Here is a 14,526-nt window from a genome sequence, read left to right as displayed (position 1 = left end):
GGTTCACTTCCTTCCAAACAACTGGCGTACGGTGGCGGTGGGCTGGGCGCCGCTACTCCTCGAGTCCGGAGCCGTCGGCGAACTGGGAGATCCTGAAGACCACGAACTCGGCGGGCTTGACCGGGGCGATGCCGATCTCGACGTTGAGGATTCCCTGGTCCCGGCTGGATCCGGGGTTGTTCTCCTCGTCGCACTTGACGAAGAACGCCTGGTCCGGCGAGCGGCCGAACAGGGCGCCGGCGCGCCACTGCGTGCGCAGGAACATGGTGATGGTGCGCTTGACCGAGTCCCACAACTTGGGGTCGTTGGGCTCGAACACCACCCAGTTGGTGCCCTGGAGGATGGACTCCTCCACGAAGTTGAACAGCCGTCGGACGTTGAGGTAGCGCCACTCGGGGTCACTGGAGAGCGTCCGCGCGCCCCAGACCCGGATGCCCTGACCGGGGAAGGCCCGGATGCAGTTGATGCCGAGCGGGTTGAGCTGGTCGTGCTCCCCCTTGGTGATGTTCAGCTCCACCGAGATCGCGCCACGCACGATCTCGTTCGCTGGTGCCTTGTGAACACCCCGGCTGGCGTCGTTGCGCGCCCAGATGCCGGCCATGTGGCCCGAGGGCGGCACGTGCACGGCCTTGCCGGACTGCGGATCCATGACCTTGACCCAGGGCCAGTACAGGGCCGCGTACTTGGAGTCGTAACCGGCCGTCTCCTGCCGCCAGGTCTTGACCTGCTGGGCGTTCATGCCGGGCGGGGCGTCCAGGACGGCCACCCGGTCGGCCATCAGCTCGCAGTGGGCGATCATGCCCAGCTGCACCGCCTTGAGGCCCTCCAGGTCGATCCCGCCGTTCTGGTAGGCGGCCATGAGGTCGGGCACGCACAGCATGGTGACCTCGTCGATGGCCTCCAGACCTGCGAAGCCGGTGCGGTCGGAGGAGTTGCCGACATAGGCGTCGGGCGAGACCTGCGGCACGGCGGCGGGAGCGGGCGCCGGTGCGCCGGCCAGGTCCACCTTGCCTTTTGCGGGTGCCACCAGCGGCGCGCCCTTGACCTCCTCGATCGTGATCAGCTTGGAGGCGCCTCGCACGGCCGTCATGACACTGTGCGGGCCCTTGCGGACCGACACGTTGTCGAAGGTCTCCTTGACCTGCCCGTCCTGAGTGACGATCAGCTTGAAGTTGTCCTCACCCGGCTCGGTGGCGTCGGCGACCTCCACCGCCAGACCGGCAGTGGCCGGTCCGGCCGTCAGGGCACGCACGGCGAACGCCGGCCGCGTCGGGCTGGTACCGGAAGGCAGCTGCGCCCGGGCCGGCTTGGCCTCGGGTTCCGCCGCACTGCCGACGCGCACGACGTACGCGACGCCGCCGCCGTTCTGGAAGTAGCCGTAGACGGCCTGGGCGAGATACGTGCCCTCGACGAAACCGCCGAAGGTCTGAGTGAACTGGGTCCAGTTGGTGACGAGCTGCGGTTCGTTGAAGGGGCCCTTCTCGGTGAAGCCGACGAACGCGGCAACCGCCGTGCCCACTCCTTCGATGGGTCGGGACCCGGAGGACACTTCCTCCATATAGACGCCAGGTGACAGATAGCTGGGCACGCGTTCTCCCCGCGGGTAGATCGGAACGACTGGTGCCGCCGAGAGTCGCAGTGCCACCGGAGGAGACCCATGGGCCGACGGACGGTCCGATGGACCTCGAAAGCTGCCCCATCGGGCAGCCGGTCACGACCCCGTGGGCACCCGATCACGCCTACCGGGCCGCGCTCGAACGGTGGAAGTCTTGCCGCATGCTGCACGAGGTGGACCAAGCCCTGCGCGCGTTCCTGGCGCCACACCTGCCCCAGGACGCGACGCTCACTTTCCAGAGCCCCGCTGACGGAGACCCCCGACCGCCGGGGGGCGCCGGACAAGCCCCGGTGGTGCACCTCTTCATGTACCAGGTGTGCGAGGACCCCACCCGACGCAATGCGAGCTGGACCGACGTCCGTGACGGGTCCCGCACGGTCATCGGGCGTCGCGACTCGTCGCGCCGCTACCAGTTGTCGTATCTGGTGACCTGCCGCGCGGCAACCGCGGCGGTGGAGCACGAGACGCTCGGCCAGATCCTGGCCGCGTTCGCCGGCGCCGACGTGCTGCCCGCGACCTGCCTGTCGGGCTCGTTGGCCGAATGCCGTCTGCCCGTCGAACTGGTCGCCGGGTCCCCCGCCGGCACGGAAAGCGCGCGCGGCGCGTGGGCGTCGCTCGGCGCTGCACAGGGAGCATTCCTGGATCTGACGGTCTCCGCCCCGCTGGTACCCGCCACCTTGGACGTGGCCTCTCCTGCCGCGGGTCTCCACTTCGACTTCAACACCGACGCGACCCCTCCGCCGGCCCCCGGCCCCGCCGAGACGGCCACAGAACGCCGGTTCACCACCGTTCGTGTGCGGGAGAACCGCAGCCCGCTGCCGCCCCGTCCCGTCAAGGGAGCCGGCATCGAAGAGCCGCACGACGGCGGCACTGCTCGGTAGCAGCCTGTGGGCGCACCGTTCCGCGAGGCACTCACCGTGGGCTACCGTTGGGTAGCTTTCCTCTTCGGTGCACAAGGAGTCCGATGTCCACGCCGAACCGTTCCGCCCGGCTGCTCAGCGGCCTGCTCCTGGGAATGGGCATAGCGCACTTCGCGATGCCGCGTCCGTTCGACACGATGGTGCCGGACGCCCTGCCCGGGTCCGCGCGGTCGTGGACCTATCTCAGCGGTGTCGCCGAACTGGCCGTGGGGGCAGCCGTCGCCTCCCCGCGCACGCGCCGCGCCGGTGCCCTGGCCGCCGCAGGTCTGTTCGTGGCGGTGTTCCCCGCGAACGTGCAGATGGCGTACGACTGGCGGCACCACCCCAAACCGCTGCGGGCGGCGGCGCTGGCCAGGCTTCCGCTGCAGGTTCCACTGGTGGCGTGGGCGCTGCGGGTGAGTCGGGACGCCTGACGGGGGATATCGACGCGTGGCCCCCTTGCGGCCGCGCTACATGTACATCCCGAAGCTGGGCGCGGGTTCGAGCGACGGCAGGTGACCGCTGCGCAGTGCGAAGAGTTCCGCCAGGCTCGCGCCTCCGGTGAGGTCGGCGGTGACGCCGGTGTCCGCAAGCCAGTTGGTGGCCTCGGCCGCTGAAAGCTTGCCCACCTCGATCCGCGACAGGCACCGTCCGGGCCGGGTGACGGCCGGGTGCAGTCGGGAGAGTTCCTCGTTGGTGGTGATCGCAACGATGATGTTGCGGCCCTGGCCGATCAGGCCGTCGGTGAGGCTGAGCAACCGGGCCAGGCTCTGGCCGGCGGCGCGGCGGGAGTCGTCGCGCACCAGCGAGTCGCAGTCCTCGATCAGCAGCAGCCGCCACTTGTCCGGGGAACCCCCGGTGGGGCCGCCGTGGTTGTACAGGGTGAGGTCCATCAGGTAACCGGTGTTGTTGAACAGTGCGTCCGGGTCCAGGACGCAGTCGACGTGGCACCAGTCCTTCCAGGCTCGGGCGAGGCTGCGCATGGCGGTGGTCTTACCGGTGCCGGGAGGCCCGTACATCAGCACGAGCCGGCCCTTTCCGGCCATGGTGGCCGGGGTCAGCCGGGTGAGTTCCCCGAAAGACCGGTCGACGGTTCCCGCGTAGTTGTCGTGGATGTCGTCCCAGCTGGGGGCATGGATGTCGCGGTAGGAGACGCGGGCGCTGCCATGCGAGGACAGGTGCCAGAAGCCCATGGGCACGTCTGTCTCGCTGCCGGCCTGGGTCTCGTCGAGCAGACCGGCGTCCTTCAGGACGCGGTGGGCAAGGTCCTTGTCGACCGCGGTGATCATTACGTCGCAGGAGCTGGAGAAGACCGCCGACTTCGCGTAGACGAGCTTCATCGTCCAGCCCGGGCCGCCCACCAGGTAGACACTCTCCGCCTCGGACTTGTGGCAGCGCAGCAGGCGGCCCCCCGGTGGCAGCGCCTCCTCCACCGCGGCACTGCTGCCCCGGAGTTTCTCCGCGTAGGGCTGGCTGCCGTTGATGTAGGCCACCAGAAAGGCCGCGTCCAGGACCGAGCGGGGGTGGCCGCGTTCGATCGGCGGAGCGCACATCGACAGGATGTCGAGTCCTGGATCGGTGCGCGTCTGGTCGAGCCCGGGCATGCAGTCGGTCACATCAGTCATGCGGCAAGTGTTGACGGGCGGGCAGGACAGGAGCCAGGCCCTGGAGCCCACCTTGCCCGCGGGAACACGCACGTCTCCCCATCGGGCAATCGCATCCTCGTAAGCCACGGGCATCTTTGCTGACTCAGAATCAGATCCGGCCGGCCGCTGAATATCCAGGGTCAACCGGATCCACAAGTCCCGCCAGACCCGCCGCCTCGTAGGTCAGCTCACACAGCTGGGCCACGACGTCTCGCTCCCGCCACAGCAAATCACGTGACCTGGAGCGGGACGCTGTTTCATAGCAGATCAAGACTAACGCGACGGTGTTGTAGTACCTGTCCTGTCTGCCCCGAAGGGCGCACGATCAGCCAGGACAACAGAGGCATCAGAGCCGAGCATGATGTGGAGCCAGCCGCGGCTCCCACGGGTAGAGGGTCTCTCTTGTAGAGAGCACATGGACCGTGACGCTGGGCTGACAGAACTCGCTAGGGAGAAACCTATGGCACTTGGCGCCAGCCATGCGATCTTGCTAAAGCAGTGGCTCAGTCCCGTCACGGCTGACGAGACAGAACTGGACGCAGAGACAAATAGAGCGAAGAATCAGTGCAGGGAGGATCTTGCTCGGCTCTGGTTCGACGATGACACCACCTGGACGACCAACTGGACCGACGTGGAGGTCCTCGCCGCACTTCAGCAATGGTTTGGCGATGAGTCCTCCGTATTCGAAATGTGGATGAGCGGAAGCCTCGCTGACTTTCTCGTCTTTCTCGAGCCGGCGATCACGGTCTGGTTTCGGCAGGAGGCTGACGCTACCAAAGAAACCAGTCTGAGCAACGATGCTGGGTTCGCGCGCGACCCGATCCCTGGCACCCAATACTATCGGATGGTCGGACGCGAGTACCTGTACTCCGATGCCCCTTCTGGCGGCGAGTGGCTGACCATTAAGGCACGAATTGCGGCGCAAGACCAGACCGGGCCGCACTACGTCGAAGCAGACGACAACTGGCAGCGAACCGCGACCGACGGAGTGCGTGAGTACCAAAACCGGGAAACCGGCCTGTGGGAGCGTGACCACGAGACCGAGCGCCGACTCCCCTACGACGTGGCTTCCAATCGCTGGTTTTACAAGGGTGATTGGCTCCCCTACGACGAGGCCTCCAAGGCCTGGTTTTACAACGGCGAATGGCAGTACGTGATCGGCAGCAAAGGCGAGCAGGTCGTCAGTAGTGAACTCGGGGAAAAAGACAATCAGGAGGTTCCTCTTGATGTCGCCATCAACCTTCTTCAGAGCGGGCTGGGTATCAGCGTGGACAGTATGCTCGCCGATATCGACGCCATGCTCGGTTCCCTTGAGAATTCAGAAGGAGAAAAATAATGGAAGCTATGCAAGCCTACGACTCTGACTCTGAGGGAAATTCCGAAAGTGAGGACAATGGTCCGCCGCCTCCGCGCATGAAGCCTCCCGTTGCACCCCCGCCTCATGGGGCGTGGCGGTATGCCTCACTGTTTTGGGCGCCACCCCGATGCCCCCCCGAACTTGTGAACAAACTCCGATATGCACGCGTTAATATGGTGAGCAGTATTGTTTCCGCCGGCACCTTGATCGGAACCAATATACCGCTCGGACAGGCCCAGCAAATACAGGCTCCTCTTGATGCCGCGCCAATGAATGTGAGCGATCTTTCCGGGGTCGATACCGGCTATGCCATACAAGCCTGGGGTGCGGTTGCCACCGGCATAGGTGCGGCCTTGACTAATATATATACTGGAGCCTGTCAAATATCCGACATTTACGATGAGTATCTGAAGTGGCTCGCCAGCGAGGAAGATGCAGCGCAAAAGAACCTGGAGCTGACGCGAGAGCTCAAGCAACAGGTGACAGAGATGCAAAACCAGTTCGGAGGGAATAGTGCGCTCCTGAGGGAGAATGCGGAGCTGCGCAGGCAACTTGCGGAGCGGGATGAAAGAATAAAGCAACTTCTAAAGAGGCTAAGGAAGAATAAGCGCTCCAATACGGAAGCGGTGATTGAGATCGAGGAGCGAATTGTCGACCACGAGAATGCACTCGATGTCTTGTCGGAAATAATTGTAGACGTGGAGCCTCTGCGTGGCATTATTCCGATTCTGGATCAGAGCATCACCGATGCCAGCAAGACTCAAAAATCCCTTGAGCTCATTAGCAATTCAGTGAAGCGCTCGAAGGAGAATTTGAATTTGGAAGCACTCGAGGAAAAAGCCAATGTTAATATATAGCGAATCAATCTCGATTGACGACTTCCATCATTTGCGTAGGTCGGAGGCTGGGTCCGTGACAGGTGACTTCGCTTGCAATTTAACCTCGCAGGCCTGCCCGGACGGCTCTTCGACCTCGATTCGTCAGCGGTAAGTGGTCGCTGATCGGCTCGGCTGGTTCCCCGTAATGTCCCTTCGCCGCTCGGGACGGGTCGTCAAGGTCGTTTCGGGGACGCCGGGTTCCACTTGCCCGAACCTGCGGTTTCCCCCTGATCGTCGGGGTTCGGGACCGGCTGTCAGGTGACGGCGGGGAGTGTGGTGAGCCGTTCCCTGGCCAGGACGAAGGCGTCGGCCCAGCAGGGCGACTCTGCTGCGTAATTGGCCGCATGGTCATGGTGGTTGAGGGATGATCGCTTCTGCGGCCGTGTTCTGTCGTGGGGCCGTAGGGGGTGGTGCGATGTCGCTGCAGGTCAAGGGCTTACCGGAGATTCCGGAGGAGACGGTCCGGGTCGCGCGGTCGGCGTTCCCGAAGGGCTCGCTGGCGATGAGCGTGCGGGACCGGCTCGGGGAGGTCTTCGCGGACGCGCCGTTCACGGGGGCGTTCGGGGTCCGCGGTGCCCTGGGGCTGTCGCCGGCGTTGTTGTCGCTGGTCACGGTGCTGCAGTTCGCCGAGGACCTGACCGATCGGCAGGCCGCAGTGATGGCGGTGCGCGCGATCGACTGGAAGTACGCGATGGGGATGGAACTGGGCGCGACCGGCTTCGACGACAGCGTCCTGGCCCGGTTCCGGGCCCGGCTGGTCGAGCACGGCATGGAGCGCCTGGTCTTCGACCGGCTGCTGGACTGGTGCCGTGTGCAGGGACTGGTCGGGTCCGGGGGCAAGCAGCGCACGGACTCCACCCATGTGATCAGCGCGGTGCGGGACCTCAACCGCCTGGAGCTGGCCGGAGAGTCGGTGCGCGCCGCGTTGGAGGCGTTGGCGGTCGTCGCCCCGACCTGGCTGGCCCAGGTGGTGAACGTGCCCGAGTTCGCGTTGCGTTACGGCGAGCGGGTGGACGGCTGGAAGCTGCCGGCCTCGGAGACCAAGCGGGACCGGCTGGCCACGGTGTTCGGGCAGGACGCTCTCGCTGTGCTGCGGGCGGTGTGGGCACCGACGGCCCCGCCGGTGCTGCGGACCCTGGAGCCGGTCGCGCTGTTTGCGGCGGATCACGGTGCAGACCTACATGGTCACCACCGATGCCCGGGGCCGGGAGGTGATCCGCAAGCGGGAGGCCGAGCAGGAGGGCGTCCCGCCCGGCCATCTGCGCCTCGCCTCTCCGTACGACCCGGACCCGCGCTGGGCGGCGAAGGGCGAGGACCTCTTCTGGTGCGGATACAAGATCCATCTGACGGAAAGCTGCGACGCCCCTCCCGAAGCCGAAGCCGAAGCCGAAGCCGAAGCCGGTGGCGGGCCGTCGCCGGTGGGCTTGCCACGGCTGATCACGGACGTGCACACCACCGACGCGACCGTGCCGGACGTGAACGCCACCACGCCGATCCAGGAGAACCTGTTCGCCCGGGGCCTGGCCCCGGGCGAACACTACCTGGACGCCGGCTACCCCTCGGCCGCGCTGGTCCAAGCGGCCGCCGGGCAGGAGATCACCATGGTCACGCCGATGCGGACCGACCACTCCCCACAGGCCAAGGCCGCCGCGGGCTTCGACAAGAACGCCTTCCGCATCGACTGGAAAGCCCGGCAGGCGAGGTGCCCCGAAGGCCGGACCAGTACCGGATGGTTCCCCTGTCACCCAACACGGCACCGCGGCGATCGTCGTCGAGTTCTCCCGCTACGACAGCCGCCCCTGCCCAGCCCGGTCCAGGTGCACCAGTGCACGACGCGGCTTCCGGACCCTCACCGTCAAGCCCCAGGAGCTGCACGAACGACTCGACACCGCCCGCAAGGAGCAAACGGAACCGACCTGGCTGGCCAAGTACGCCCTGCGCGCGGGAGTCGAGGGCACCATCAACCAGGCTCTGGACGTCACCGGAATCCGCCGGGCCCGCTACCGCGGCCTGCCCAAGGTCCGCCTCCAGCACGCCTTCTCCGCCACCGCACTCAACATCATCCGCCTCGACGCCCACTGGAGCACCGAAAACACCCCACCCGCCCTGTCACGCACCAGCCGTCTCACCCGCCTCAGCCACCGACTCACGGCCTGACCGAATAAAGCAGCAGAGTCGCCCTGGTCGGCCCAGGGCCAGGTGCGGGCGGTCGATCCGCAGCAGCCACTGGCGCCTGGCGAAACGGGCGGGCAGGTGGTAGAGCCGGTAGCGCATGGTGTCCGGCTCGGCCCGCTCCAATTCGCGTTCAGTCCAGGTCGTGGGCGAGGTTCACGGTGAGCATCCAGTCGGGGCGAACACGACCGCCGACCACCTCGAAACCTTGAACACGGCCCGGCGCACGGTGCGCTATACGGTGGGTTGGAACTCTTGAACGTGGCCGCCGTGCCGGAGCTGGCCGGTCAGAGCGTCGCTGCGGAGACGCGAGAGCCGGGGACCTGCCCGGTCCCAAGCCAACCGGCTGGTGCCGCACGTCGGCGGCGAGTGGGATGCAGCGGTCCGATGCAAATCAGCGCAAAGCGGTGTCCGGACCCCGCAGAACAACGGGGTCCGGACACCGATGCGAGAAGGCGGGCGTCCCTGACGCTCGCTCCAGCTCCTCTCAGGACTTGTGATCCACGTCGAAGAGGACCCGAGCCGGTTCCTTCCGGGTCTGCTGGGGACGGGCGTGCTGCAGCCGGTTAGGGACGCCCTCCGCGATCACCTGAACGTTCTTGGCAGCCGGACCCTTCTTGCCCTGCTCGACCTCGAACTCGACGACGTTGCCCTCGTAGAGCGTTCGATGGCCACGGCCGATGATGGCACTGAAGTGCACGAATACATCAACGCCATCTCCGTCCCGTGAGATGAAGCCGTATCCCTTGGTGTCATTGAACCACTTGACGTTTCCGCGCACTGGTACCGCCTTGATCTTTCCGTGGCGCCTGCGTTTTCTAGTCGGACAGGGGCTGTCCGGTCCCGCCATTCCACTGCCACGGAGGTACCGCGTCACTCCCCGCATGAGCAGCCGAACGGGCATCGCGGTGTGCCCGAGCGCGTACGCCGCCGGACCCGCCGTCACGCTGGGCGGCGCTCGCATACTGGGGCCTCCCCGGGCGCAAGAACCTGGCGCTCCGAGATCCCGTACGAAGGAGCCATCATGATCGCAGGAGTCCCGGAGCTCCGGGCACCCCACGGGAAGGCATCATGACGATGGAACTGGAACGCGTCATCGGCGCCGCCCGGGCGACACAGCTCGTACGTGACTACCAGGCGCGACTGAAGGCCCAGGATCTTCTGGAGGACACTGCGGCGCTACGGGTCGCGGTGCAAGCGTTCGCCAGCGGCAACGTGTACGTGCTCGCGGCTCCCGGCCAGGTGTGGACGTCGACGACCGAGAACACCCGGCCCCAGGAGATCACGATCAAGGAGATCGACACCAGCTCGAACGAGGGCCCGGTGGCCATCTACCTCCAGGCGTCCGGAGCCTTCCGGACGATCACACTCAATGCCCTCGACACCCTGTACCGCCTTGAGGATTGGCCCTCGACCCAGGCCGCCGAACCGGAGTGACGCCAGGGTTCGGGGCGAACGCCCCGGCGCTCTGACCCGCTTCGCAGACCACGACCGAGATGTGCCAAGCCCCCAGCGCGCCCCGCCTGGGGGCGCTTTGACGTGTCCGGCGGCATGCTGGGCAGCGGCGCCGAGGGGCTCCGGAAAGTGGCCCGGCCCGGTTCGGGCAGCTCATCGGGCAGCTCGGCCCGCACGGGCGCGCGATATCGCTCCGTGCCGGGCTCCCGTAGAGGCATCGCCGCCGCCCGGCGATCGGGCAGGACGGTTCCCCTTGGTGAGGCCCGGGATGAGTCCGTACGTCGTGACGTCGCCGCCTGCCGCGTGCTCCGGCGTCCAGACGCACGCCGCGCACGTGCCTCATGAGCTGCGGAATTGGCAGTAGCGGGGCTTCCGCACCCCGGCTATCCGCCCGCCCGGGACCCGAGGCACACCGCTGCCCGTGCGCGCAAGAACCCGGCGTCGTTGACCGACAGTCAGACCTGGGGTGCGTGCGGGCCGGTGGCCGTGCTCGGAGCTCGACCGCGTGCGACCGGCGGTTATCGTCGCCGGCATGACTTCGCTGTACTCCGCCTCCGACCCGTGGGCCTTCGTGGGCCGGGCAGCGGAACTCTCGGCCTTGGCCGAGTCCGCCGACGAGGCGGCGCAGGGAACGCCCTGCCTGGTGATCGTCGAAGGCGAGACCGGCATCGGCAAGACCGCGCTGGTCCGCGAGGCAGTTGCCGCTCTGGACGGCTTCACCGTCTGGTGGGCCAGCTGCGACGCCGACGAGCAGGACCTGCCCTTCGGCGTCGTCGACCAGTGGCTGCGCCAGGTCGGCCCCGCGCTCACCGTGCCGGACCGGGGCCTGCCCCGGACGCCGGCCCGGGACGCCTCTCCCCTCGAGGTCGGCACCGATCTGATCGAACTGATAGGGGCAGCGGAGGCGCAGGGGCCACTGGCCTTGGTGGTCGACGACATCCTTTCAGCCGATGCGGAGTCGCTGCGCGTACTCGGCTTCGTCCTGCGCCGCCTCTGGGCGGACCGGGTCCTGGTCCTGGTCACGGCCGGCACCGACAGCCGGGCCAAGGCGCTCAACCCTGCCGCCGCCGAGGCTCTCGACCGCCTCCCTTCGGCCGCGCGCAAAGCCACCGTCCTTCGGCTGCCGGAACTCACGATCGCGGACGTGAACCTTCTGGCCGACGTGCGGGGCGTACCGTCGACCGCCGATACCGCTCGGCGCCTGTGGGAGCACACCGGCGGCCACCCGCTCTACCTGCGTTCGGTTCTGACGGGTGGCGGGGCGCGCGATCTCGCCGACCCCACCTTCCCCCTGCCTCTGCCGGACTCACTCTCGGCCGCGGTGCGCCAGGTTCTCCTACGACTGCCGCCGGACAGCAGGCTCCTCGTGGACGCGTTGGCGGTTCTGGACGCCGAGGCGCCCCTGGCCTTCGTCGGGCAGCTGGCCGAACTGGGTGACGCGTCGGCCGCCCTGGGACCCGCGATAGATTCCGGCCTGGTCGGCTGGCGGCCATCCGACCCTTCCAGCCCGATCCGGATCCAGCATCGGCTGCAGCGTGATGCCGTCTACTCGGCGATCGAGCCGTCCCGGCGCCGGGCGCTGCATCTCGCGGTCATCCCTCTGGTCGATCGCGAGAGCAGTTGGCGTCACCGGGTATCCGCCGCCGACAACGTCGACCCGGGCCTCGCCGCCGAGTTGGAGGACGAAGCCGCCCGCGTCACCGCATCCGGCCGGATCGCGCACGCCGCCGTCCTGCTGCAGTGGGCGGCCGAGCTGTCGGACTCGCGAGCGGAGTACGAGCGCCGCCTGTTGGAGACGGTCGCCCGCTACCAGTACCGGCTCGCCTACGACACGCGTCGCTCCGCCGCGCTGCGGGCCGAGGTCGAGCAGTGTGCACCGAGCCCCCTGCGCTCCTACGTCCAGGCGCGCTACTGTCACTTCGCGGCCAAGTTCGGCCAAGCCGAAGAACACTACCTCCAGGCACTGGAAGCGGTCGGCCCGGACGGCGATCCGGCGCTCGCGGACCGGATCCGCCTCGGCCTGGGCCAGATGTACGCGTGGCAGATGCGCCGCGCTCCGGCCCGTGACCTGCTCAATGAAGTCCTGGACCGGGCTCTGCTGGACTCCCGTGCCCTGCAGGAGGCCCGCTTCTACCTCGCGTGCATCGTCATGGAGATCGACGGTCCCGCGCGAACCCTGGAGTCCATGCCCGCGCTCATGCGGCTACCGGCCGACCCCCGTCTGGTAGGGACTGGCGACGGCCCGCAGCTGCTCGCCCGGGGCCTGCTGCGCGGGTTGGCCGGCCGGCTCCGTGCCGGGATCGACGACATGAGCCGCCAGCTGGAGAGCTCCCCGGTCTCCGAGCTTCGGCTCAACAGCGCCTGCATGACCCTGCCCTTCCTGCTCTACCTGGTCGGCGATTGGGAGCGGGCGGCCGTGCTGACCGAGCAGCTCCTCGCCCAGGCCGTCGTGGACGATTACGTCCTCGGGCTGACCCCGTGCCATGCGGTCGCCGCCGCGGTGGCCGCAGGACACGGCCACTGGGACGAGGCCGAGCAGCATGCCCAGACCGCCACGGCGCTGGCGGCGAGCATCAGCCCCGACTTCGACCTGCTTTTCGCCTGTCTGGCCACCGCCGTCTGCGCCCAGGCCCGAGCGGACGGCCCGGGCATGCTCAATGCTCTGCGTCCGGTCCTGCATCAGCTGGACTCGGACATCCGGCCGGCCTGGCGGATCGCCTGGCTCCCCCTCCTCGCGGAAGCGCACGTGTACGCGGGTACGCTCGCCCAGGCCCGGCAGAGCTGCGCGGCGCTGCGCGAACTGGCCGAGAGCATGCCGTGCCTGGGCCCGATCTCCGCCTGGGCCTGCGGCCAGCTGGCCGAGCGAGAGGGTGACCCGGTGGCAGCCCTGGAGGCGTACCGCCTCGGGATCGCCCTCGGTGACACCCCCGACGACATTCCCCTGCACCGGGCGCGGCTCGAGCACGCCTACGGCGCGCTGCTGCTCGCCCGGGGTGACCACCGCCGTGCCTTCGAGGCTTTGCGCGTGGCGCACCAGCGCTACAGCGCGCTGGGCGCCGCACCCTTCGCCGCCCGGACCGCCGCCGGCCTCGCCTCCTGCAACGGGTCCAGGGCATCGGAACCGACCGCGGCAACCGGGTTCACCGGCCTGACCGAGCGCGAGCAGCTGGTGGCCCGGCTCGCCGCCCAGGGTTTGACCAACCATGAGATCGCCAAGAAGCTGTTCCTGAGCGTCAAGACGGTCGAGTACCACCTGGGCCACGTCTACCAGAAGCTGGGGCTGGCTTCCCGCCGACAGTTGCGCACGGTCTCTTGAACGCACCCGGAGGTCCACGGCACCAACGGACGCCCGAACGGGTATCCGCCGGGCGCCAGGTGAGACGCACAGTGTGACCACGGCCGCCGAGCCGCAGTCGAACAACCTTGGGCCGCCCCCTCGCGAGGGCAGCGCACCACCGACTGCGGGCATCGGCGGCCCTTTGCTGTGCCTGCGGCGCTTCCGCCCCGCGACCGCGGGCCGTGATGCACATCACCCATTCCTAGGCAAGCATTGCTTTGACAACTATTGCCTTGTGATCAATGCTCTCCCAAGCGGCAGGGCGTCCCAACGGACGGCCCAGCCACTTCCACCTTTCACTTGGGAGCACACATGAAGCAGAGCCGTCGACCGTTGACCGTCAGCCTGGCTCTACTCCTCGCGGCAGGAGGACTCGTCGGCGCAGAGCAGGCCATGGCCGCGCCCACGCTCGCACCCGCCCACACGGCCGCGAAGCCCACGATCGTCCTGGTCCACGGGGCCTTCGCCGACGCCTCCAGCTGGACCGGCGTCATCCAGCGCCTGCAGCGCGACGGCTACCCCGTGATCGCGCCGGCGAACCCGCTGCGCGGCCTGCCGAGCGACTCGGCCTACCTCGCCAGCGTCCTGCACAGCATCCAGGGCCCGATCGTGCTGGTCGGCCACTCCTACGGCGGCGAGGTGATCACGGACGCCGCCGCCGGCGACCCCCAGGTCAAGGCGCTCGTCTACATCGCCGCCATCGCCCCGGACAAGGGCGAGAGCGCCAACGACATCCTCGGCAAGTTCCCCGGCAGCGAACTCGGCAGCGCCCTCAACCAGGTGTCCTACCCGCTCCCGGACGGCAAGACGGCCACCGACCTCTATATCAAGCCCGACAAGTTCCGAGCCGCCTTCGCGGCCGACGTCCCGGCCGCCACCGCCGCCGTCATGGCCGCCACGCAGCGCCCCATCGACGCCACCAGCCTTGGCGCGCCCAGCACCACCCCCGCCTGGGGGACGATCCCGTCCTGGTACCTGGTCGCCAATCAGGACAAGACGATCCCCCCGGCGGCGGAGCGTTTCATGGCCGAGCGGGCCCACGCGCACACCAGCGCGGTCAACTCCTCGCACGCCGTCGCCGTCTCCCACCCGGACGCCGTCACCGACATCATCCTCGACGCCGTCCACGCCACCTCCCACTGACCGCCGGTGCCCTGCGGCTCTGGG

10 protein-coding genes and 2 pseudogenes are annotated in these 14,526 nt (G+C 67.9%); 9 read left to right on the top strand and 3 right to left on the bottom strand.

Translation table 11 applies throughout. The features are described 5' to 3' along the window. Positions 1-52: 52 nt before the first annotated feature. Positions 53-1,588: a phage tail sheath family protein gene (locus BS83_RS01385; RefSeq protein ID WP_037599810.1), complete on the bottom strand. Its 1,536-nt coding sequence runs from the start codon at positions 1,586-1,588 to the stop codon at positions 53-55. Positions 1,589-1,776: 188 nt separating this feature from the next. On the opposite strand from BS83_RS01385, the gene BS83_RS41170 reads away from it, so the two are divergent. Both BS83_RS41170 and BS83_RS01375 read left to right on the top strand, forming a co-directional pair. Beyond that, a complete protein-coding gene (locus tag BS83_RS41170) occupies positions 1,777-2,496 on the top strand; it encodes a Pvc16 family protein (protein ID WP_198035087.1) in 720 nt (239 codons plus the stop codon). Positions 2,497-2,579: 83 nt separating this feature from the next. Continuing rightward, positions 2,580-2,948: a DoxX family protein gene (locus BS83_RS01375; protein ID WP_037599809.1), complete on the top strand. Its 369-nt coding sequence runs from the start codon at positions 2,580-2,582 to the stop codon at positions 2,946-2,948. 36 nt (positions 2,949-2,984) lie between these two features. On the opposite strand, the gene BS83_RS01370 is transcribed toward BS83_RS01375, so the two are convergent. After that, positions 2,985-4,139, bottom strand: a complete 1,155-nt coding sequence (locus tag BS83_RS01370; RefSeq protein ID WP_198035086.1) for a DUF5925 domain-containing protein — start codon at positions 4,137-4,139, stop codon at positions 2,985-2,987. 481 nt (positions 4,140-4,620) lie between these two features. On the opposite strand from BS83_RS01370, the gene BS83_RS01365 reads away from it, so the two are divergent. The 4 genes and pseudogenes from BS83_RS01365 to BS83_RS48690 all read left to right on the top strand — a co-directional run bounded on the left by BS83_RS01365 (position 4,621) and on the right by BS83_RS48690 (position 8,552). Then, a complete protein-coding gene (locus tag BS83_RS01365) occupies positions 4,621-5,496 on the top strand; it encodes a hypothetical protein (RefSeq protein ID WP_037599807.1) in 876 nt (291 codons plus the stop codon). Positions 5,497-5,690: 194 nt separating this feature from the next. Next, the gene (locus tag BS83_RS44830) at positions 5,691-6,374 is read left to right on the top strand and encodes a hypothetical protein (RefSeq protein ID WP_157596714.1); all 684 of its coding nucleotides are present in this window, start codon (positions 5,691-5,693) and stop codon (positions 6,372-6,374) included. A gap of 385 nt (positions 6,375-6,759) precedes the next feature. Then, a pseudogene (locus BS83_RS48695) lies at positions 6,760-7,116 on the top strand (hypothetical protein); the annotation flags it as partial. 1,043 nt (positions 7,117-8,159) lie between these two features. Continuing rightward, entirely contained in the window at positions 8,160-8,552 is a 393-nt protein-coding gene (locus BS83_RS48690) for a transposase (RefSeq protein ID WP_408640954.1), read from the top strand. 595 nt (positions 8,553-9,147) lie between these two features. Here the strand turns inward: BS83_RS48690 and BS83_RS47035 are convergent. Beyond that, positions 9,148-9,348, bottom strand: a pseudogene (locus BS83_RS47035) (cold-shock protein); the annotation flags it as partial. 290 nt (positions 9,349-9,638) lie between these two features. Between BS83_RS47035 and BS83_RS01355 the strand changes: the two are divergent. From BS83_RS01355 to BS83_RS01345, 3 genes are all read left to right on the top strand, one after another. Continuing rightward, positions 9,639-10,004 carry a hypothetical protein gene (locus BS83_RS01355; protein WP_037599805.1) on the top strand — a complete coding sequence of 122 codons (366 nt, stop codon included), beginning with the start codon at positions 9,639-9,641 and terminating at the stop codon, positions 10,002-10,004. Between the two features lie 550 nt (positions 10,005-10,554). After that, positions 10,555-13,338: a helix-turn-helix transcriptional regulator gene (locus BS83_RS01350; RefSeq protein ID WP_157596710.1), complete on the top strand. Its 2,784-nt coding sequence runs from the start codon at positions 10,555-10,557 to the stop codon at positions 13,336-13,338. Between the two features lie 333 nt (positions 13,339-13,671). After that, complete coding sequence (locus tag BS83_RS01345; protein ID WP_037599801.1) at positions 13,672-14,502, top strand: alpha/beta fold hydrolase; 831 nt, start codon at positions 13,672-13,674, stop codon at positions 14,500-14,502. Positions 14,503-14,526: the final 24 nt, after the last annotated feature.

The organism is Streptacidiphilus rugosus AM-16 (assembly GCF_000744655.1).
GTDB lineage: Bacteria > Actinomycetota > Actinomycetes > Streptomycetales > Streptomycetaceae > Streptacidiphilus > Streptacidiphilus rugosus.
This window is presented reverse-complemented; position numbering and strand designations above follow the sequence as displayed.